The organism is Epilithonimonas xixisoli, assembly GCF_004365655.1.
Lineage (GTDB): Bacteria > Bacteroidota > Bacteroidia > Flavobacteriales > Weeksellaceae > Epilithonimonas > Epilithonimonas xixisoli.
Map to the genome: position 1 here is coordinate 558,042 of NZ_SOEO01000001.1, position 22,019 is coordinate 580,060.

The following is a 22,019-nucleotide window of genomic DNA, read 5'->3' on the forward strand; positions in this document are numbered from 1 at the left end:
TCATTATTAAATATGACATTAATTGATTTGAATATCTGATTTAATTAATGAAATCTTAATCATATCAACACTTCATTAAATATTTTTATTAATAAAATTTCCCTTGAGATTGCACAAAGGTTTGATGTTTGCAAGGAATAAACGAGTTGCAGAGATTTCTGCTTTCTTTATTAACATTCAAAAAATAAAAATTTATGATTCCAAAAAAAATACATTATTGTTGGTTTGGCGGACAAGCGAAAACCGAATTGGCAGAACATTGCATCGCCACTTGGAAAAAAGTACATCCGGATTTTGAAATTGTGGAATGGAACGAAAGCAATGCGCCTCTGGAAGACAACAACTATGTGAAAGAAGCTTTTGCCCAGAAAAAATGGGCGTTTGTTTCAGATTACGTTCGTTCGAAAGTAATGCTGGACCACGGTGGAATCTATATGGACACGGATATGGAACTGAAACTTCCGCTGGATGAATTTCTGGATGAGAAGGCCGTTTGCGGTTTCGAAGTGAAAGGTGTTCCTTATTCCGCATTTTGGATGGCTGAGCCGGATCATCAACTTTCTAAGGATTTTGTAGATTATTACAACAAACAAGATGGTTTTGTAGAGCGCATCAACACGGATATTTTTTCCGAAATGCTCGAAAAGGAATATGGCGCAGACCGATACAGCGACACGATTCAAAAACTGAAACACGATGTGACACTTTATCCATCAATTTACTTCTCTCAGGACTTACCGAAAAATTATGTGAGCCATCACTTCAGCGGATCTTGGTTTGGCGGTGACGAGGAAAGTACACACAAAAAAATGGTAAATACCTACGGACTTTTGGAACAATTGGTCAATCAGCCCGATGCGAAAAAAGCGGTGGAAAGTATCATCAATGAACATAAAATCATCGATGTGAATTCTATCTTGGATTTGATTCCGCAAGAACAGATTGAAGCCTATTTGAAAGCTTAATAATTTTAAATCTCTACTGATTCATTTGATTGGTAGAGATTTTTTTATGAGATCAAATTTCCTATTCCAAACCAATTACTCCTGCTGAATCCATTCGTATTTTCCGTTTTTCAAGTAGATGACGCCACCGCCACAAGATTCGGCTTGATGGATGAAAATCCCGTCGTTCGGAAGTTTGATTTTGTCTGATTCTTTCACTTGGTCTTCGGTAAGGATTTCTCCATCGTCGCTGACGTTATTATAATAAATTTCGTTCTTCGAAGCAACTTCGAAGATGCCAACCCAATCGATGTCATCAATTCCTTGATTTGCAATATCTTTTCCCATTCCAAGGTAATCCACTTTTTTGTTGCCGAATAGAATTTCCAATCCGTATTTCTGGTTCTCAATATTCTGAACGATATTCACAACATCTTTCAATCCATCGCCATCCAAATCTAAAGAAATAGAATTTGGCTTGTGCTTTTTTGAAATGATAATTTTGTCGTTTACTTCTGGAGTTGGTTTTGGATTTGAAATTTGAAGCGTGTCTTTCGCAGGTTCAACAGATTTGTCAATGAGAACTTCCTGAGTCTTTTCTTTTAGACAACTGAGAATCATTAAGGTTGAAATGAAAAGTGTGGTTATCGGTTTTGTCATCGGTTTTTGTTTTAAATTAATTTCTGGTTGGCTTGAACTTTATCATTTTTATTTTTGATTATCTTGATTTCATTAAAATTAATAAATCGAATCACTTTTTGTGTTTTATTTTGATAATCAAAAAGATATAGAATAACAGTATAACAGCAATCGAAGTGTAGGTTACCAAGTGATTTCTGCCATTATCACCAAAAAAATAGATGACGAGAAAAACCAAAATAAGAGGTAAAACCAGCAACAGTTTTGAAAGGTACATTTCACTTTCGTTCTTCAAAGCTTTGTGATGTTCACTTTCGAGATTTAATTTGTCAGGGAAGTTTTCTTCGATAAATTTTTTAATTTTTTCAATATTTTGAGCATTCAATTCTCTTGGTCTGATGATGAATTTGCTTGTCAGAATCAAAAAAAAATTATCTTGAAAAACAAAAGAATTAATGTCATTGACGCGAAATGTTTTCAGGAATTGTTTCGGATTCAAAGCGTAGGATTTGTAGTCATTATCTTCTGTGTGAAGGCATTTTAATCGGAAAGAATCCAAATAAAAAACTTCGAAGGCATCATCTTTCTGATAATTTTTAATGCTTTCTAAACTTGATTCATAGAAAAACAATGGCGAGAAAAGTATGGATGTGGCGAGGATTTCTACAAATTCAATTTCAGGTATTTGTGAAATTAAAATAATCGAAACGATATAAATTATGATTAAAATTGAAAACTTTGTTCTGAATTTTTTATCGAGAAATATTAGAACAAAAATCAAAATGATGGCGATCGCATTTCGCCAATTCAAAAATAAACTCAGCAATCCCAAAATCAGAAAAACACCATTGAAAAGCAAAAGCACCAACTCGTTCTTTTTGCCAAAATTTTTGATGGTGATGCTAATGTTTTCCTGATTCATAGTTTGTTCTGAAAATTAGAATAAAAAATTAATCCGTGTAATAATCAGATAAAAACCGTGCATTTTCGGGAATTATCGTGACCATTGGAAATTTATCACCTTCCTCTCTTATTTTCTCGTTGACAGTTTTTGGACTTGCTACGAATGAAACTTGTTTGCGCCAAACCACAATATTTTCGGTGAAAGCCAAAGGCAGTTTTTTGGCAAATTCGTTAGGTTTTATAAAATCTGGACGGAACAAAATCGCTATTTCCTTGTCCATCGCAGTTTGTGGATTTTCCGTTGCGATGTCGATTTTCTCAGCAATTCTATCGATGAAGTTTTCGTCGTGGCGGTTTTCATCGCTGGTGTAGATGCTGTAGAAAACGTTTTCCGTTGCATTTCCGACAATAATTTTTGCGATGGAAATTGGAGCAATACTGGTGGTCGCCAATAATTTTTTCTTCGTCGAATCTGCAATTATTTTGACAAGTCCAAAGCACAGAAGCGCGACTGCAACGATAAGCATTGTCATTCCAATGGTTTCCGTCAAGTCGCTGATGAAAGCCATTGCGACAAACATCAAAAGTCCGATTCCGATGACCAAGGGAAGATAAATAATTTTGTTGTGCCCAAAAGAGGAAACGCCGATATATTTGTTGATAATCGCGGAATCAGTTTCAAGTTTTTTTAGTTTTTCAATGTTCATTTCTTTGAGTTTTTAGTGATTTGTTTATGAATTTGATTACAGTCTGTCATAAATGCAGTAACAAAACCCAATCCAAAATTTCCTCATCTATTAATTTTTCTCATCCTTCAACCCAATATAAAGTCGATACTTACAAGCAAATTGTTCAATGCCACTCAAAAAAATACTGACTTTCCCATTCGTCCATTCGATATGACCTAAATCGAGGTTGTCGTATTTTTCCAGTTCGATGGATGTTGGTTCTCCTAGCAGATCTGTCAATTTTACTTTTAGTTCTAAGAATTTTTGATAACCATTATTTTCGGCACCTAAGAATTCGTCGGTTTTGGAAAATGGTTTTCTGCTGTCGATGTCCAGCCATTTCATTACGCCAACGTACGAATCAAAACCGTCCAGAATCTTGTGTTTTCCCAAAAACCAGTTGGTTCTGTCGCCACTGTCTTTTCTGTCTTCGGCGTATTTATCCAGCTCGGAGTAAGGCGTGAGCCAAGGAATGAAAACCTGAGCGTCCTCAAACAAAAGTCCAGTTTGCAGGTTTTCCCAGATTTGTTGGCGTTTGATTTCTTTGTCGGTGGAATAGGGAAATATGAAATTAGGATTCATTAGTTGCGTCTTTTTCTTCATATAAATAAGACAAACAAAATTCACAATCGCCAGCGGAATCCAAAACGGCGATGCAAATATGATCGAAAAGATGAACAATGGAATGATGCCTTTCAATCCAGCAGTGACAACATCGTCACTTGGCAAACGCATCCCAATCGAAGTGAAAATACACACCACCAACATTCCTAAAAGACTTAACAAAATTGCAATTCCCGCCAATTTCCATTTGCTGAAAATTTGATTTTCATCGTTGTCTAATTGGAAAAATACAGTTCCATAAATACCAATAATGAGCAATGAAATCAGAATCCGATATGGAAAATCCACATCTGGAAACATCAACAAAGCCAAATTACCAATTAGCAAATTGATAAAAACACAAACGACAAGCAGAATGATACTTCGATTTTTCATTGGTTTGATTTATTTAAATAATACTCCGAACGATCAATCCGATTTTAATTTTACTTTCCAATCGCCTCATTCAAAAACCGATTGAATGGGTAGATTTCCTTTAGAACTTTTACCGTGTTTTTGACAAAGTCTTTATCAAGAACTTCCTTGTCCGACAAAGGATGGAACACGGTAAATTGTTTGAATTTAAGATAATCGCCCATTGGATTTTCCTTATCAAAACCTTGCGGAACTTTCACCAATTTTGTGCCTTGCAGTTCCAAAACATCTTTGAAAGATTTTTTGTTGAGGATTTTTAGGAATGTTTCGCCGTCGGAACTGATGGCTTCTCGGATGGCTTTCAGATTTTTTGGTTCGGTCATATAGACGCCACCAGCGAGAAAAGATTTTCCATTTTCCAGATGAATGTAGTATCCAGCGTGGTTCAGAGTTTTTGGACCTTTTTCTACCAGCGATGCGCCGATATTGGTTTTGTAAGGCGTTTTGTCTTTGGAAAATCGAGTGTCTTTGTAAATCCTGAAAATACAATTCTTAGCTTCCAATCGTTCTACGCTTTCGTCAAACTCGGCCACTTCGGCAATGATTTCGTTCACCACATTTTCGAAGTTCGCTTTGGCATCCAAATAGAGCGGTTTGTTTTCGTTGAACCATTCTCTGTTGTTATTGATTTCAAGCGTTGAAAGGAACTTGAGCGTTTCTGGATTGATGGCTGTTGACATTGCTTTTTTTTATTAAAGATATTTAAATCTTGATTATTAAATAAATTAAATTAAAAATTCCTTTTTCATTTTAAATCTTAACTTTCACTTTCATCCGAAGAAATCTAGCTAAATTTAGATTCCTCCGGAATGACAAAGCACTGTTTTAAATAAGATAATTAAGTATTTTCATTAATAAAAAAATCCCGTTCAATTAGAACGGGATTTTAAAGTTTTCAATTATTGTTTTACAATTTTGGAAGAGTAAGTCTTTCCTTTGTTGTTTTTCAAATTAATGATGTAAACGCCAGCTTTCAATTGTTTCAGATTGATTTCCTCCATATTGCTGAAGTCGGAAACCTTTTGTCCAAGCGTGTTGTAAACTTCGATGGTTGAGATTTTCTCGCCGTTTGGAAGATTTAATTTTAAAATATCTTTTACTGGATTTGGATAGAGTTTGATGTTTCCTTTTGTTGCATCATTTACCGCCATTACCTCGTCATTGATTTTCAGATTGTCGATGTATGCGCTTCCAGCAAAATTGTCGTGTACAAAGTTGACGCCGGCAATATCAACTTTTGAAAAGTTCGGCATCGTGTGTACCAAAGTTCCATCAACATAGAATTTGATATCATTTTCCGTAATGACGGATTTCAATTTGTACCATCTGTTGGCATCCCAAGCGTAGTTTACATCTTCGTACTGATAATCTTCATTTTTTACGACTTCCAAAATTCCCGTCGCGTTGAAAGCAAAAATAGAAACGGGCATAAACTCGTCCGTATTAGTAATTCCAAAAGCCCCGAAGTCAAAACTAGAACCCTCTTTTTCCGTAACAAAAACATCAAATTCTATTGTTGTATTTTGGTAATTATAAGTTGTGTCAAACAATTTTGCGGCACCAAAGATTGGGAACCATCCGAAATTCTCGTCCATATCCACATCTATCTTCAGCGATTGAGTGCCATCAAAAGCTTGTTCTGTGCTGATAGTCTGGTTTTTTATAGGATTATCGTCACTGTTTAGGGTCACTTCCCAACCATTTTGTCCGTGGATGCTTCCTAAAGTAAAACCTTCCGAAGCTTCAAAAGAAATGGTTTGTTGCGCAAATGCAAACGAAGAAACTAAGGAAAGAATGAATAAGTATTTATTTTTCATATAAAATTTTTTGCCAATGATAAGTAAAATTAAGTTGAAATCAAATTTTGAAACTTGAGTTTTTATAGTAATATCGTTTTAAATTAATAGTGTTTCTGGTCTTTTTCGCAGTAGAAACTTGGTCTTTTTCCTTTTCCTGTATTTTTTTTGATGACGGTCTCGCCACATTTTGGGCATTTTTTTTGATGATAGATTTGCCAATGTTTTTTCAATTCATCAGTTCTTTTCCATTTCAAAAAATCGAAACTGTAATTTCTGGCTTCTTGTAAAAGCTCATTCAATTTCTTCAAAGGCAGATTACCAATTTGACTTTCTGGATGAACACCAATTCTGAAAAGGACTTCGTTTTTAATAATATTCCCAACACCGGAAAAAATTCCCTGATCCATCAAAACGTCACAAACCATCATTTTTGGGTTCGCTTTAAATTTCTTTTTTGCATTTTTCGGATTCCAATTGTCGCTCATCACATCGGCTTCCCAATCTACGGTTTTGAGGAAATCGTCATCAACCAATTTCACAGAGCAAGTGTAGAAAAGTGCTTTCCCATTTTTGAAAGTCAAACCAAGTCTCAAAGATTTGTCGGATTTTGTCTGCTCGTCGATTTCATAAGAACCAAACATCAACAAATGAATTTTGACGCTCACTTTTTCGAATATCAGATACGTCTGTTTTCCGAAGAGCCGGATTTCTTTTAGTTTTTGATTAATGAGCAATTCGTTGTCGATGCCGGAGTTTCCAACAGCAGAAACCACTTTTTCTCCCTCAAATTTCTGGAGATCTTCCTTCATCAACACAATAGTTGGACCTTCTGGCATAATGACTTTTTTGATAAAATCTCAAATATTATTCCGTTAAAAATAAAATATCCCTTATTTTTGAATCCAATATGGATCTCAATTCAATTTTCACCAATCAACGCACCGGAAATCACCAGCAGAACGTGGTTTCCAGAACAGACTTTCAAAGAGATTTTGACCGCATCATTTTCTCTTCCGCTTTCCGGAGGCTTCAAAATAAAACCCAGGTTTTCCCTTTGCCAGGAAGTGTTTTTGTGCACAATCGTTTGACGCATTCTTTGGAAGTGGCTTCTGTTGGTCGTAGTTTGGGAAGTTTGGCTGGCGAATTTATTTCTGAACATTATCAAAATGATATTAATGATTTGTCCAAGGATTTTTATCAACATCAATTGCACAATGTGATTGCATCGGCTTGTCTTTGTCACGATATTGGAAATCCGGCTTTCGGACATTCCGGCGAAGATGCTATTGCGAGTTATTTTGAAAAAAATGAAAATCAATTAAAATCCAAATTCAGTGAAAAAGAATGGGCAGATCTTGTCAATTTTGAAGGAAACGCCAACGCCATTCGGGTTCTCACGCATCAACAACAAGGTAAAGATCAAGGTGGTGCGCAATTGACTTACACCACATTGGCAAGTATCGCAAAATATCCGTGCGAATCTGTCGCCAAGAAAAAAGGTGTTATCAATCGTAAGAAATTTGGTTTTTTTCAAAACGAAAAACAACAGTTTCTGGACATTGCAAAATCTACGGGAATGATGATGGATAATGATGAACCTGTGATTTTCAAAAGACATCCATTTGTTTGGTTGGTCGAAGCTTCGGATGATATTTGCTACAATATTATCGATATGGAAGACGCACACCGACTTGGAATTGTGAATTCTAACGATTGTGAAAATCTCTTTTTGGATTTGATAAAGTCGGTGAATCCGGACGACATCAAAAGAGTAGGAGACAAGCTGGGAATTATCACCAACAAGAATGAAAGAATCTCGTATTTGCGAGCGAAAGTCATCAATTCTCTCATTAATAAAACGATTGAACTTTACAGAAGTAATTTCGATAAAATCTTGGACGGAAGTCTGGACAAAGGCATTCTTGACATCTTCAAAACCGAAAGTTCATCGCTGACAGAAATCGAACGTTTTTCCATTGAGAAGATTTACAATCACAAAGCCGTCATCGAAATAGAAAACGCGGGCTACAACGTAATGTATGAACTTTTGAATCATTTTGTTCCATCCATCATCAAAGAAAAATCCGAGAGAAAATCCTACGATAAAATGGCGCTGAAACTGATTCCGCAACAATTCATCTACGATGATTCTACCATCTACCAAAAAACTTTGGGCGTTCTAGATTTTGTTTCCGGAATGACGGATAATTTTGCGACCGACCTTTACAGAAAAATCAAAGGGATTGATATTGGGATGACGATGTAATTATGAATGATGATTGATAGGTGATAATTGATCAATTATTGTGTCAAAATCATTTATCAATCATCATTTATCACTTATAAAAACGGTTCACATCCAAAAACATCCACAAAATGTTTTTTGATCTTCTGCTTTACTTCTTCATAATCTACTTCCTGTTCTAATTCTCTTTTCATCGAAGTGACTTGCTTGTCGGAAATGCCACAAGGAATGATGTAATCGAAATATTTCATATCGGTGTTGACATTCAAAGCAAAACCGTGGATGGTGACCCACCGTGAAGCTTTCACGCCCAACGCGCAGATTTTTCTTGCATAAGGTTTCCCTACATCAAACCAAACACCAGTTTCGCCTGGGGAACGTTCGCCTATCAATCCATATTCTGCAATAGTTCGGATGATGACTTCTTCCAAATCGCGCATATAGCGGTGAATATCTGTGTAGAAATTTTCCAAATCCAATATCGGATAACCTACAACTTGTCCAAAACCGTGATAAGTAATGTCGCCACCACGATTAACTTTTACATAAGTTGCGTTGATTTCTTTTAACTTATTTTCATTAGCTAGAAGATTGGATTCGTGACCGCTTTTTCCTAAAGTATAAACGTGAGGATGTTCTAAAAAAAGCAGATGGTTTTCGGTAGTTTTCAAATCTTCCGGATGTTCCCGATTGTGGATTTTGATGTCCAGATTTTGCTTGAGTAATTCTTCCTGATAATCCCAAGTTGGCTGATAATCTTTGACGCCGAGGTCTTGAAACTTTACTTTTTTGTTGATGAGAGAATTCACGTTTGTTGGAATTGTTTATACAAATCTACTCATTATTTTACCAAACAGCAAGCCACAAAAAAACCACCCGAAGGTGGTTTAAATAAAGAATAAAATCTGAAAATATGGCTTATTTCACAATAAGCTTTTTTGTTTCTGTTTGTCCGCCGTAAGTGATTTTTACGATGTAAACTCCAGATGTAAGTTTGTTAAGATCTACTTGTTGTGCAGAGAAACCAGATTGGTTTGCAATGGCAGATTCGTGTACTTTTTTACCAGCGAAATCAAAAATCTGAACCGTTCCGTTTGTGGAAGCAGATTGTTTTACATCTAGCAAGATGTTGATTTTTTTGTCCTCTTTCGTTGGGTTTGGATAGATTCCGAAGTTTCCTTTTTTACCAAAGTCAGCAACAGAAAGTTCGCTTGTAATGTTTTTGTACTTGAAGAACATATTTCCGTTTGCTGTGCCTCCATTGGTTGTGAAGTACAATCTGTAATAAGAACTACCTTCTTTGATGTAATAAACAGCATCCGTGTGCGGAGCTCCAATTGTTGGTTTCCAAGAGTGTCCAATTGTTGAGATAGTCTTAGAGTAGTTGGCAGCGGCAGGAGCAGAAAATGTAGAAGTTCCCTGAGTTTCTGGTCTTACATAAGCAATACTTACGTTAGGAGATTGTAAAACACCAGCCATTCTGTACATCATTTGCCCGTTGAAGAAAGTGTAATATCTTGTGAACATTAGATCCCAAGCAGATTTAGAAGGCTCTAGGTTTTCAACTTTTGCACCATTGTCAAATGAGAAATAGTTGAAGTAAGCATCGTCTGTTCCGTTTGCAATCGTTCTGGTTTGTGTTGCGTCCCAAGTAGTTCCATTCCATTTTGCATATTTGAATGTGTAACCAGCTTGATATTTTTCAATGAAGAACTTGTAATAATCTCCGTTTGCGTATTCCAATACGAACACCACTTTTCCACTGATAACACCACCAGGTGAATATGTTCCCCAACCAAAAGTAGTAGGGCCTGCAGGCAATATTGTAGAATTGGCAAATACACCATCTTCTAAAGCCTCTGTAAGATCTGGATTGTAAAGTGGTTCGCCCCAGTTAGCTTTATCGGCAATTGAAACTGTTTCAAAATCAGCAGGATTGGCAGAAGCTTGATACACTTTTATATCTTTAGCGTCATTCACTCTTTCTCCGAAACTGAAAGCTGAATTTCTGAAGAAGGCAACATCCCAAGTATTTGCTGGCTGAGAAACGATATTGTTTGCAGAGAGATCAAAGAAAACTCTGTTTGCATAGCTTGCTCCCATTGATAGGTTTACTGTTGTGTAACCATATTCATCTGTTTGCGATAATACAGTTTGGCTTACTGCTAGAGATAATGCCGTGGCAAAGAATAGTTTTGTTTTCATAATTTATAATAGATTATCTTATTTAGAATGATTCCACAAAACTATAAATTTGTTTTTATTTAGAATGGATAAAAATTAAATTATTTTAATTAATGATAAAAATCATATCATCAATAATCAAATTATGAGCATCAAAAAAGCCTTCTAATTTTTTTAGAAGGCTTTTGTTTTTATAAGTGAAAAATTCTCAATTACTTCTTGATGAATTTTGATTTTACAGATTGTCCGTTTGCATTTTCTATTACGATGAAATAAACGCCAGTTTTCAATCTTGTAATGTCCAAAGCATTGTTTGTGATTTTTCCCTCTGTAGCTAATTGTCCAGTAGAAGAGTAAACTTTTGCAGTGGAAAGTTGCTCATTAGAAACAAATCTCAATGAATTATTGTCAGGAGAAACAGCAAATTTAAAGTTGTTATTGAAAGCACTTTCATTAACTGCCAAGCTAACATCATATTTTACATTGTCAATTTCTAAAGCAGTATGTGGTGCAGTTGGAGTATGTCTTATTACCAGATACGTTCCTGCCGACTGAGGGATATTAACTTTTACATTTTGAACAGTAGTGCTGGTAATTGGGATTGGATCACCTACGGGAACAAAAGTACCCACCATATCTGTAGGATTGGTTGCTATACCAATCTGAATGGTTGTTGTTCCTGGCGAAGAAGCTACTAATCCTGTATCAAAAGAAATAGTTTTATCACCCGCAGGCGCAACGATCTGTGGTGTGATAAGATATAAAGGCTGATTGGAACTATTTCCTGGATAAGCTTGAACAGTTTTTGCGGTTCCATTTTCTATGACACGTATAAATGGTGCTGGTGGATTAGGTAAAGGATTTGGAGGTACAATTATTGACCATCCATACTGTGGGAAAGATGTAGGACCTGCTGTAAAATTAGAGAAATCTTCATTAATTGTTGTTAATTGAGCTTGTGCAATCACTGCGAATAAAGAAGCTACCAAAAATAGTTTTGCTTTCATAATATAGATTATTAAACTTAAATTGTTATTTAGAATTATTCCACAAAAGTACAAAATTGTTTTTAATGATTCTAAATAAAATCTTATCTTCGCAAAAATTATTTTTAGATGAAGAAGAGAACGATGAGCCTTTTGTCATTAGCAATTTTGAATTTTGCCTATGCTCAAAAAGACTCACTTAATCAAAAAAATATTGAAGAGGTTGTCGTTACCGGACAATTTACACCACAGTCTATCAACAAATCTATTTATAAAGTAGAAGTGATAGATGCTGCTCAAATCAAGAATATGGCAGTTACCAATGCTGCTGAAGTTCTTAATCAAAATCTTAATATTCTGATAACGCCAGATTCTGGTTCTGGAGATTCTAATGCCAATATCCTTGGACTTAACGGTGCTTACACCAAAATTTTAATTGATAACATTCCAGTCGTGAGTGATCAAGGAATGGGGAATAATGTAGATCTTACAAAAATCAATGTCAATAATATTGAGCGCATCGAGATTGTAAAAGGTTCTATGGGCGTGGAATATGGAAATAATGCTGTAGCAGGTGTTATCAATATTATTACCAAAAAAAGCTATGGTAAGAAATTCACTGCCAATCTTTCTTTACAAGAAGAAACAGTTGGGAAAGAATATGACCTCTATAAAAAAGGAAACGGTAGACACATCCAAAGTTTGAATTTGGGCTATAAAATCAATGACAATTGGCAATTGACTGCTGATATTAACCATAATGATTTTCAGGGTTTCCAAGGTAGACGAAATGGGTACAAATATTTCACCGAAGGTAATGATGGAAAGCGGGGATACGAGTGGCAACCAAAAGATATGATTGTCGCAAATGCCGCGGTTCGCTATTCCAAAAATAAAACATCATTGTTCTATAAAATTAATTTCCTGAATGAGGAAATCAATTACAGAGATTATCTGGTTGAGGAACTTTATTTGGGCGGAGGAAACCGAACATACGTCGCAAAAGATGCTGATTATTTTACCAAAAGATGGATTCACCAATTGAATGTTCAGACACAGATTGGAAGCAGAATCAACTATTCTGGAGATTTTTCATATCAGGTTCAAGAACGTAATCGACAGAATTATGAATATGATGTTCCAAACAGACAAATTCTTTCAAAGTATAATAAGTTTACGTATTTCAAATCAGAAGTTTTGTATTCTCGTGGAATGTTCAGTAATTTTTTAGATAGTGAAAAATTCAACTTTCAAATTGGTTATGAGTTAGATAGAACCAATGGAACTGCAGACGCATCCATATTTGTTTATAATCCTGAGGAGCCTACTACAAGAAAGAATATCTTTAATTATGCGAATTTCATCTCAGCAGAATGGCAGATTTCGGATAAATTCTCAGTAAGACCAGGCGCACGTTTGGCATTGAGTGATAAATTTGAAAGTCAGTTTAATTACTCATTAACAGGTAGATATAGTCTTGGAGAGAATTCTAATTTGCGTGCAATCTTCGGTTCGGCAAACAGATTTCCAACTTATGAAGAGTTGTACACTTTGATGATTGATGCCAATCATAACATTCAAGGTAATGAAAATCTAACGCCAGAAACAGGTTATTCTTTAGGTGTTTTCACAGATCATAAATTCAATTCTGGAAGTGATTGGAAATTGGATGCTTCCTTAAACTGGTTGTATCTCGATGTAAAAGACAGAATAGAATCTGTTGTCGTTAGCAATATTCCTTTAGTTTATAATTTTCTCAATGTAGATAATTACAGATCAAATATGTTTTCGGGATCGCTTAATGTAAGGAAAAATGCTTTCTCGATCAATTCAGGCGTTTCTGTTATGGGAATTTCTCAAGTTTTGAACACTGGGAATGTGACATCATCAGACTCATACAATTATTTTCTTGAAGCCAATCTTGCTGCAAATTACATCTTGCCTAAAACAAAAACCATTTTCGCATTGTATTATAAGTATACAGGAAAAAGAAAAGCATTTGTCCACGAGCCTGGATCGGTTGTTTCAGATCCAGGTAGGTATGTTCTTGGAGATGTGCAAGATTTCAGTATGCTGAATTTCACGTTAAGTCAGCCATTTTTCAAAAATCATTTCGAAGTTGCTTTGGGAATCAAAAATATTTTTGATGTGACAACCATTAGAAATACAACACTTTCTGGCGGAAATCATAACGCTGCAGAGTCTAACCAAAATCTTTTTTACGGCAGAAGCTATTTCGCTCGTTTAAACTATAATTTCTAATAATTATGAAAAAATTATTTCTTTATATTTCGATAGTTTCAGGATTTTTATTTCAATCTTGTATCAATGATAATGAGGATCCAATTGCAGTTTCTCCTATAGAAGGTTCTATTGTAAATCCTTCTGTTGGTGGCGCAACACAACCCAATCAGATTTGGTTTGACCTCAGTTCTGGGACGGAAACTAAGACAAATAGGGCAGATTGGGATTTGGCATTTTATTCAGGCAATGAATTCAAAGTGGTTCTTAATAGTTCTATAATGATGGCTGCTGGAAAAATTCCAAATGCGACAAACATTGATTTGGTGAAGGAATCAGATGTGACTTCTTTGAAAGATCAAGTGCAGGTTGCCAATTTCAATCCAGAAAATGAAAATTACATCGATACTGTAACTGGGAATTATTTGACAGGCTACACGGCGATTTCAGAGATTTCAGCGACTGATTCACAAAACGCAATTTATTTAGTGAATCTGGGTAAAGATATTTACAAAGGCAATGTTGCAATAGGTTCTGTGACCACTGGAGGCGATCTTAGAGGTTGGATGAAAGTTCAAATCACAAGAAATGCAAGTGGTTATAAAATCAAATATGCCGAACTCAATAGCACATCGCACAAAGAGGTTAACATTGATAAAAACTTTGATTACAACTTCACATTTTTTAGTTTGAAAAATGACAAAGAAGTGATGATTCAGCCAGAGAAAAAACATTGGGATATCTGTTTCACCGTATTTACAAATATCATCGAGGGAGCTGGAAGTTATGTTTACGCAGATTTTATTTTGAGTAATATTTTAAGTGGCGTTGGAGCTTATGAAGTAGTTGTAACTGCGCCTGCTACAGGTTCAGAAGCCTATAATAACTTCAAGTTGGAAAATGTAGAGCCCTCAAAATTTATTTTTAATGATCACCGCGCGATCGGTGGAAATTGGAGAAATCCAGTTGGAGCCAACGGATTGGAAACTTATGGTGATAGATTCTATGTAGTGCGTGATGCGGAAGGTTATTTCTTCAAAATTAGATTTACTCGAATGACAAAAGCGCAAACAGACCAGTTTGGTCAAGCTGGAGAAAGAGGCTTCCCACAATTTGAATATCAGCCTCTCTAATATTATATCTAATAAAGATCAAATCCAAATTTCATATGAAAAACATCAAAATAGCAGTCCTTTCAGCAATCCTATTATCAGGAATTTCTTGTAAAAAAGAAGATTCAAAAGTGGCAGCAACAGAAGAAACAAAAACAGAAACGCCTGTTTCTAATCATAGAATTGTCAGCATCAGTGGAGGTGTTACAGAGATTGTGGCGGCTCTCGGTCACGAGAAAGAAATCGTTGGGACAGATGTTACAAGCACATATCCAGAGACGCTGGAAGCTACTGCAGAAAACCTGGGTCACGTTCGCTCTATGACTATTGAACCCGTTATGGCACTTAATCCAACTTTGATTTTAGCATCCGACAAAGATGTGAATCCAGATTTGTTAGAAAAAATCAAAGCCTCTAAGATTCAGACCGAATTATTCAAACAAGAGTTCACGATTGATGGAACCAAAAATTTGATTAATCAAGTGGCAAAAGCTTTAGGAAACACCAATCAGCAAGAATTGTTGGACAAAATTGATGCAGATGTAAAACAAATCCAGCCAATTGCCAACAAACCAAAAGTCCTTTTCATCTACGCAAGAGGAAATATGATGATGGTTGGGGGCAAAAACACACCGATGGCAAGCATTATTGAAATTGCTGGCGGACAAAACGCAGCCAACGATTTTGAAGATTTCAAACCTTTGACGCCGGAAGCAGTTGTACAATCAAATCCTGATGTTCTATTGTTTTTTACGACCGGATTGCAAGGTTCTGGTGGAGCAGAAGGTGCTTTGAAAATGCCTGGCGTTTCTCAGACCAATGCCGGTAAAAACAAACGCATAATTGCGTTGGATGGTGGATTACTATCATCTTTCGGACCAAGAGTCGGCGAAGCAGCATTGAGCCTCAACAAACTACTTATCGAATCGACAAAATAATTTTATTTGCTCCCTTTAGGGTTGGGGAAATTGAATGAAATTTTGTCTATCATCTATTTGTCTAAATTCTCTAAGTCTAATTAATTTGAAATCAAAAAGTCTTACATTCTACGCCATCATCGGTATTATAATCTTAATACTGATGATGGTTTTAGCTTTAAATATCGGCGTTTACGACTTCGGAAAATCTTCTGCTTATGAGGTTTTCTGGAAATTCATAAACGGCGATTCATCATTATCACTCAGCGAAAAATACATCATTTGGGAAGTCCGTGCTTCTAGAATTGTAATGACGGTTTTGATAGGAAGTATGCTCGCTGTTTCCGGAACCACATTGCAAGGAATGTTCAAAAATCCTCTGGCAACAGGCGAAGCGATTGGATTGACTTCTGGAGCAACACTTTTAGCGGCAATTGCAATCGTCCTAGGACATACATTTGAAGCGTATCTTCCGGAGATTTTTCGCAATTCTTTGGTTGGCGTTTCTGCATTTGTCGGTGCATTATTGGCAATGATCATCGTTTACAGAATCTCCACCAGCAACGGAAAAACCAATGTCGTAATGATGCTACTAAGCGGTGTTGCCATCACTTCAATTGGATTTTCAATAACTGGATTTCTAATTTACATTTCAAAAGACGAACAATTAAGAGACTTGACTTTCTGGAATCTCGGAAGTCTTGCGGCGGCAACTTGGACGAAAAATATCATTTTGACCATCGTTTTGGTTTTGTCATATCTGATAATCTTACCAAAAGGAAAAGCTTTGAATGCAATGATGTTGGGCGAAAAAGATGCAGAACATTTGGGAATCAATGTTGAAACTTTGAAGAAGCAAATTGTGGTAATCACCGCTTTGATGGTTGGAACTTGCGTCGCATTTTCCGGAACCATCGGCTTTGTCGGATTGATTGTGCCATATATTCTGAGGTTGCTTTTTCGTTCAGATTATCACTTCATTTTACCATTGTCAGCCATTTGCGGAAGTATTTTATTACTCATTGCAGATACGATTAGCAGAACAATTGTAGCACCTTCCGAGTTGCCCATCGGGATTTTAACATCATTGATTGGAGGACCGATTTTTATTGCGATTTTGATCAAATTTAAAAATACACTGAGATGATAAAAGGACAGCAAATCAATTATCAAAGTCAGAAAGTCAGCATTTTGAAAGATGTCGAAATCACTGTCGGTTACGGCGAATTTCTTGCGATTGTCGGCCCCAATGGCGCAGGAAAATCCAGCCTCCTGAATGTCCTCGCCAACGAGATCAAAACCGATAACAAAAAGAACATCCATTTCAAAGACAAGATTCTTGCAGACTGGAATTTGGAGGAATTATCAAAGCACAAAGCCAAATTTTCCCAGCACAATGCGCAGGATATTCCGCTTTTGGTGAAGGACGTTGTGATGATGGGTCGCTATCCCTATTTCAATTCTCAGCCACATTCCGAAGATTTCAAATCCGTCGAAAAAGCAATGATAGAAACCGACGTCATCCATTTTCAAAACCGTGAGTACAATTCACTTTCGGGCGGAGAAAAGCAACGGGTTCACTTGTCGAGAGTTCTCGCGCAGTTGGACAATGATGTTGCACACCGACTAATGTTTTTGGACGAACCACTTAATAATCTGGATATTAAACATCAATACAGAACATTAGAACTGATAAAAAAATTCACGGAAAATGGCAATACAGCGATTGTCGTTTTGCACGATCTCAATCTCGCGGCGCGTTTTGCCAACAAGATTTTATTGATGGAAAACGGACAGGTATTGTCACACGGTTTGCCGGAAGAAGTTTTCACAGAAGAGACGATCAGCAAGGCCTACAATTTTCCGTGCACCATCTGCAAACATCCTGTAAATGATGATACGATGATTTTGTTTGGATAGAAAATTTGAAATAATTTGACTATGTCGAACCACTAAGTTAGGTTTGGGCAGCTTTTCCGCCTTCCGCTCCCAATCTTTTTTGCAAGACGATTTTATAATCAATAGAACTTTAGTTAATGCAAAAAAGGATTTCCGCTCAAGTCGGGCTGCGTAAGATTCTCTGTTTAAGAAAGCTACGAAGTTGCGATAGATTGGTAGAAAATAGTGAAACAATAACCAAGGTGCCAAGCTCCGAAATGTTATAAGTAGAAAATTTGTGTTCAAAAAACTAAAAAAATGACAGAACAAGAACTCAAAATATTAGCAAAAAACCTCGCAAATCCCGAAGGAGAAATTGGAAAAGACGTCGCCAAAATGATGAACGAAACCAATATTTCGATGACCAAAGAAACCATCAAAGCATTGATTTTGACAGATAATGATAATGTTTTAGAAATCGGTCACGGCAACGCAGGACATTTGTTTTATCTTCTGGATTTTGCAGAAAATATCCAATACACAGGTTTAGAGATTTCCGAAACTATGAAATCCGAAGCCGAAAATATCAATCAAAAATATCTTTCTCAAGCCAAATTCCAATTGTACGACGGAAACAAAATCCCATTTGAAAACGAAAGTTTCGACAAAGTGATGACGGTCAACACCATTTATTTCTGGCAAAATCCAGTAGAATTCTTCAACGAAATCTATCGAGTTCTCAAAAATAATGGAAGTTTTGTCCTCACGTTTGCGAAAAAAAAATTTATGAAAACCTTGCCATTCACAACAGATTTCAAATTGTACAATTATGAAGATGTGGAACAATTGATAGCACAAACCAACTTCAAAAGAATGATAAAATCAGACAAAGAAGAATTCATCCTCAGCAAAACAGGCGAACCCGTAAAAAGAGAATATAAAGTATTGATAATCAAAAAATAACTACATTCAAATATAATATATCTTTCTTCTTTGTTGAGTTTTACGCCTTTGCGAACCTTAAAAATATTTTCAGTAGAAGGAAAAAAATCTTAGCGCACTTTGCGTTCAAAAAAATTACTAAACAATCAAAAATAAATCAATATGAGTACATTAATTAGCGATTTAAAAACAAAATGGGAAGCTCTGAAAGCAGAAAATCCACATCTTAGAATTAGAAACGCCGCAGAACAATTGGGCGTAAGCGAAGCAGAATTGTTGCTAACCAACCTCGGAAACGGAACTACAGTTTTGAATTCTAATTTTGCAGAACTTCTTCAGGAGATTGTAAAATTGGAAAAAGTAATGGCTTTGACACGCAATGACGAATGCGTTCACGAAAGAAAAGGCGTTTACCTGAATCCAGATTTCAGCAATCCACACGGACAAGTTTTTCTGGGCGAAGACATAGATTTGAGAATTTTCATCAACTCGTGGAAATTCGGTTTTTCTGTGGTAGAAGGTGATAGAAAAAGTTTCCAATTCTTCGGGAAAGACGGATTGGCGCTTCACAAAATCTATTTGACCAACAAAAGTAACGAAGCGGAATTTATTGCTTTAACAGAAAAATACAAAGCTCCCGAACAATCCTTGGAAATTGTAACAGAGCCGATTGCTCCAAAACCTGCGGAAAAACCAGATTCTGAGATTGATGTTGCTGGTTTCCAACAAGCTTGGAAAGATTTGAAAGACACGCACGATTTCTTTATGATGACGAAAAAATTCGGCGTTAGCAGAACTCAGGCTTTGAGATTGGCACCGGAAGGTTTCGCGCAGAAAATCGATAATTCTAAAGTGGTGAATGCGTTGGAAGATGCTTCTGAAAAACGAATTCCGATTATGGTTTTCGTTGGAAATCGTGGGATTATTCAGATTCATACGGGCGAAGTGAAAAAGGTGATGTGGCACGGGCCGTGGTTCAATGTGATGGATCCGGATTTCAATCTTCATCTTGATACAACTAAAATTGCTGAGACTTGGATTACGAAAAAACCAACGGAAGATGGCGAGGTTACTTCGCTAGAAATCTTCAACAAAGAAGGTGATTTCATTGTTCAATTATTTGGAAAGAGAAAACCTGGAAATCCAGAACTTCAGGAGTGGAAAGACTTGGTTGCTGGATTATAAATAAGAAATATAATTATTAAAAATGAAGTCGTTTTGAAGTTATAATTGACTTTAGAACGACTTTTGTATTTATTTGTCTATGAAAAAGTTACTGTTGTTTATTTTAATAATAAATTTAAGTTTATTAAATGCACAAAATTTTGATGTGTTCAAATTTTATAACAAGAAATCCAAGGAAGTTGGCTCAAAAGATTTAATCAAAGAATTATCAAATTATGATGTCATTTTGATTGGCGAACATCACGATAATTCCATCAATCATTGGCTTCAAAAAAGAATCACGGAAGCTATTTTTGATAAGAAAAATGGACAGATTATTCTCGGAGCAGAAATGTTCGAACGTGACAATCAACAAGCTTTAAACTCTTACTTAGAAGGAAAAATTGAGCCTAAAAATCTGAAAGATTCAGTCAGACTTTGGAAAAATTATGAAACAGATTACAGGCCTTTGGTAGATTTTGCAAAAACCAAAAAATTGAATTTCATTGCCACAAATGTTCCAAGAAAATATGCTTCCCAAACTTCAAAACAAGGAATCAAAACTTTGAATGAATTACCGGAAAATGAAAAGAAATTCATCGCCAAATTACCAATCGAAGTCACATTAGAAACGCCAGGCTACAAAGAAATGAAATCCTTGATGGGCGACCACGTGGACGAATTAAAATTGATGAATTTCATCTCCGCACAAGCCATCAAAGACGCAACAATGGCAGAATCTATTTTTGAAAATCTACAGGCTGGAAAGACTTTCATCCATTACAACGGCGATTATCACAGCAAGCAATACGGCGGAATCTATTGGTATTTGAAAAAGAAAAACCCGAATCTGAAAATCGCAGTCATCTCTGTTTTCGAATCTGAAAAACCTAAGTTGGTTTTACCTGAAAAAGACTTTATCCCAACGGAATTCAATCTTGTGATTCCGAGTGATATGACGAAGACTTATTAGATTTTAAGTGTTTTAATATTAACTTAATAATTTGTTTTTTTATTAAAATTCATTAAATATAATTCTGTTAATTCTTTCTCTTCAAAATTTTCAACATCTTGACGATTGTAAAAAATTACATCCAAATTTGAAAAAAATAAATAACCCATTTTAAAATATTTATTTCCTAGACTTAAAATTTTAATTTTTGTAGGATTGTAATCTATTTTTTTTAATTCCTTTTCAATATTAATTCTTTGTTTTGTAGTAATATCTGTTGTCCATTTTTCATTACCCTTGTTATTTATCTTTATAGAAATTATTGCAATTAGGTTTTCATTCTTATTTAAAATTGTTACAACTTTTTCAAGCTCAGGAATGATGTTTTTGTCCAGTCGAACCATATTGTTCCAATTATAATTGAAGTCCAACTTATAATTTTTATTCAATTCAAAATTATCTATTTGATTTAATGAAATTTGATTTTGGCCAAAGTAAAAAATATGAATAAAGAAAACAAAGCCTAGAATCAAATTTCTATACAAATTTTTCATAAAGATTGATTTTTAATTAGATAAAAATAATATTTTAAAATCAATTATAATTCTCCCAATTTACTTTTCCCCATATTTGTAAAAAATTCTCAATAAATGCAGGCATTACTTTTAGAGGACGATGCTGTTCTATCTTCAGAAATTGCACTTTTTCTGGAATCAAAATCGATAAAAACAGACAAAGCAGAAGACGGCGAAGTTTTCCTGAACCAATTTACAGGTAAAGATTACGATATTTTTTTGCTGGATATCAACGTTCCGAAAATCAACGGTTTGGAGATTTGCAAAACCATCCGAGAAACCAATTCCGAAACGCCAATCATCATTATTTCTGCTTACGACGGCATCGAAGAAAAGAAAGAAGCCTTTCTTCAAGCGGCCGATGATTATCTGGTAAAACCATTTTTGTTAGAAGAATTATTGCTGAGAATCAATTCTCAAATGCGCCGACGAACGCCGAAATCCGACGAAGTAGAAAAAATTGTAATAGAAGATTTGGAGATTTTCCCGGAAGACAGCAAGGTTTTCCGCTCCGGCGAAGAAATCAGTTTGACGGTGAAGGAATTTCAGTTGTTGGTTTTATTGGCAAGAGCCAACGGACGAACGCTTTCCAAACAATATATTTCCGATGAAGTCTGGAAAAACCAATTCCAATCGACAAATAATGCCATCGAAGTTTACATCAATTTCCTTCGCAAAAAAATCGATAAAAACTTCAAAAACAAACTCATCCACACAAGACCAGGCTTCGGATATTACCTAAGTCCGCTATAAAAAATCTAACTTCTAAAAT

Annotated in this window: 22 protein-coding genes; 11 read left to right on the forward strand and 11 right to left on the reverse strand. The window is 35.6% G+C overall.

Features of this window, described 5'->3' with window-relative positions:
• The first annotated feature begins 194 nt into the window (after positions 1–194).
• Entirely contained in the window at positions 195–965 is a 771-nt protein-coding gene (locus B0I22_RS02655) for a glycosyltransferase family 32 protein (RefSeq protein WP_133943058.1), read from the forward strand.
• 75 nt (positions 966–1,040) lie between these two features.
• On the opposite strand, the gene B0I22_RS02660 is transcribed toward B0I22_RS02655, so the two are convergent.
• The 7 genes from B0I22_RS02660 to B0I22_RS02690 all read right to left on the reverse strand — a co-directional run bounded on the left by B0I22_RS02660 (position 1,041) and on the right by B0I22_RS02690 (position 6,887).
• Positions 1,041–1,604: a hypothetical protein gene (locus B0I22_RS02660; RefSeq protein ID WP_133943059.1), complete on the reverse strand. Its 564-nt coding sequence runs from the start codon at positions 1,602–1,604 to the stop codon at positions 1,041–1,043.
• Between the two features lie 91 nt (positions 1,605–1,695).
• Entirely contained in the window at positions 1,696–2,505 is an 810-nt protein-coding gene (locus tag B0I22_RS02665; protein WP_133943060.1) for a hypothetical protein, read from the reverse strand.
• A gap of 28 nt (positions 2,506–2,533) precedes the next feature.
• The gene (locus tag B0I22_RS02670) at positions 2,534–3,193 is read right to left on the reverse strand and encodes a hypothetical protein (protein WP_133943061.1); all 660 of its coding nucleotides are present in this window, start codon (positions 3,191–3,193) and stop codon (positions 2,534–2,536) included.
• Positions 3,194–3,283: 90 nt separating this feature from the next.
• Positions 3,284–4,213, reverse strand: coding sequence for a hypothetical protein (locus B0I22_RS02675; protein ID WP_133943062.1), 930 nt, complete (start codon positions 4,211–4,213; stop codon positions 3,284–3,286).
• 50 nt (positions 4,214–4,263) lie between these two features.
• The gene (locus B0I22_RS02680; protein WP_133943063.1) at positions 4,264–4,932 is read right to left on the reverse strand and encodes a DUF2461 domain-containing protein; all 669 of its coding nucleotides are present in this window, start codon (positions 4,930–4,932) and stop codon (positions 4,264–4,266) included.
• Positions 4,933–5,151: 219 nt separating this feature from the next.
• Positions 5,152–6,069 (reverse strand): T9SS type A sorting domain-containing protein, encoded by a 918-nt coding sequence (locus tag B0I22_RS02685; RefSeq protein ID WP_133943064.1) that lies wholly within the window; start codon positions 6,067–6,069, stop codon positions 5,152–5,154.
• Positions 6,070–6,152: 83 nt separating this feature from the next.
• Positions 6,153–6,887, reverse strand: a complete 735-nt coding sequence (locus B0I22_RS02690) for a DNA-formamidopyrimidine glycosylase family protein (protein ID WP_133943065.1) — start codon at positions 6,885–6,887, stop codon at positions 6,153–6,155.
• Between the two features lie 71 nt (positions 6,888–6,958).
• Between B0I22_RS02690 and dgt the strand changes: the two genes are divergently transcribed.
• A complete protein-coding gene (gene dgt, locus B0I22_RS02695) occupies positions 6,959–8,317 on the forward strand; it encodes a dGTP triphosphohydrolase (protein ID WP_133943066.1) in 1,359 nt (452 codons plus the stop codon).
• A 74-nt stretch (positions 8,318–8,391) separates the two neighbouring features.
• On the opposite strand, the gene lipB is transcribed toward dgt, so the two are convergent.
• From lipB to B0I22_RS02710, 3 genes are all read right to left on the reverse strand, one after another.
• Positions 8,392–9,105, reverse strand: coding sequence for a lipoyl(octanoyl) transferase LipB (gene lipB, locus B0I22_RS02700; protein ID WP_133943067.1), 714 nt, complete (start codon positions 9,103–9,105; stop codon positions 8,392–8,394).
• A 109-nt stretch (positions 9,106–9,214) separates the two neighbouring features.
• On the reverse strand, positions 9,215–10,501 hold the full coding sequence (locus B0I22_RS02705; protein WP_133943068.1) for a T9SS type A sorting domain-containing protein: 1,287 nt from the start codon (positions 10,499–10,501) through the stop codon (positions 9,215–9,217).
• 191 nt (positions 10,502–10,692) lie between these two features.
• On the reverse strand, positions 10,693–11,487 hold the full coding sequence (locus B0I22_RS02710; RefSeq protein ID WP_133943069.1) for a T9SS-dependent choice-of-anchor J family protein: 795 nt from the start codon (positions 11,485–11,487) through the stop codon (positions 10,693–10,695).
• Between the two features lie 108 nt (positions 11,488–11,595).
• On the opposite strand from B0I22_RS02710, the gene B0I22_RS02715 reads away from it, so the two are divergent.
• From B0I22_RS02715 to B0I22_RS02750, 8 genes are all read left to right on the forward strand, one after another.
• A complete protein-coding gene (locus B0I22_RS02715) occupies positions 11,596–13,728 on the forward strand; it encodes a TonB-dependent receptor plug domain-containing protein (protein ID WP_133943070.1) in 2,133 nt (710 codons plus the stop codon).
• 5 nt (positions 13,729–13,733) lie between these two features.
• Positions 13,734–14,840 (forward strand): HmuY family protein, encoded by a 1,107-nt coding sequence (locus B0I22_RS02720; protein WP_133943071.1) that lies wholly within the window; start codon positions 13,734–13,736, stop codon positions 14,838–14,840.
• 35 nt (positions 14,841–14,875) lie between these two features.
• Positions 14,876–15,757, forward strand: coding sequence for a heme/hemin ABC transporter substrate-binding protein (locus B0I22_RS02725; RefSeq protein ID WP_133943072.1), 882 nt, complete (start codon positions 14,876–14,878; stop codon positions 15,755–15,757).
• 85 nt (positions 15,758–15,842) lie between these two features.
• Positions 15,843–16,883 carry a FecCD family ABC transporter permease gene (locus tag B0I22_RS02730; RefSeq protein ID WP_133943073.1) on the forward strand — a complete coding sequence of 347 codons (1,041 nt, stop codon included), beginning with the start codon at positions 15,843–15,845 and terminating at the stop codon, positions 16,881–16,883.
• The gene (locus tag B0I22_RS02735; RefSeq protein ID WP_133943074.1) at positions 16,880–17,656 is read left to right on the forward strand and encodes a heme ABC transporter ATP-binding protein; all 777 of its coding nucleotides are present in this window, start codon (positions 16,880–16,882) and stop codon (positions 17,654–17,656) included. Before B0I22_RS02730 ends, B0I22_RS02735 begins: the two co-directional genes overlap by 4 nt.
• A gap of 276 nt (positions 17,657–17,932) precedes the next feature.
• Entirely contained in the window at positions 17,933–18,577 is a 645-nt protein-coding gene (locus tag B0I22_RS02740) for a class I SAM-dependent methyltransferase (RefSeq protein WP_133943075.1), read from the forward strand.
• A gap of 141 nt (positions 18,578–18,718) precedes the next feature.
• Positions 18,719–19,741, forward strand: coding sequence for a hemin-degrading factor (locus B0I22_RS02745; RefSeq protein ID WP_133943076.1), 1,023 nt, complete (start codon positions 18,719–18,721; stop codon positions 19,739–19,741).
• 145 nt (positions 19,742–19,886) lie between these two features.
• Positions 19,887–20,693, forward strand: coding sequence for a ChaN family lipoprotein (locus B0I22_RS02750; protein ID WP_342772842.1), 807 nt, complete (start codon positions 19,887–19,889; stop codon positions 20,691–20,693).
• Positions 20,694–20,716: 23 nt separating this feature from the next.
• Here the strand turns inward: B0I22_RS02750 and B0I22_RS02755 are convergent, their stop codons facing one another.
• Entirely contained in the window at positions 20,717–21,226 is a 510-nt protein-coding gene (locus B0I22_RS02755) for a hypothetical protein (protein ID WP_133943078.1), read from the reverse strand.
• Between the two features lie 96 nt (positions 21,227–21,322).
• Between B0I22_RS02755 and B0I22_RS02760 the strand changes: the two genes are divergently transcribed.
• Positions 21,323–22,000 (forward strand): response regulator transcription factor, encoded by a 678-nt coding sequence (locus tag B0I22_RS02760; protein ID WP_133943079.1) that lies wholly within the window; start codon positions 21,323–21,325, stop codon positions 21,998–22,000.
• Positions 22,001–22,019 lie beyond the last annotated feature (19 nt).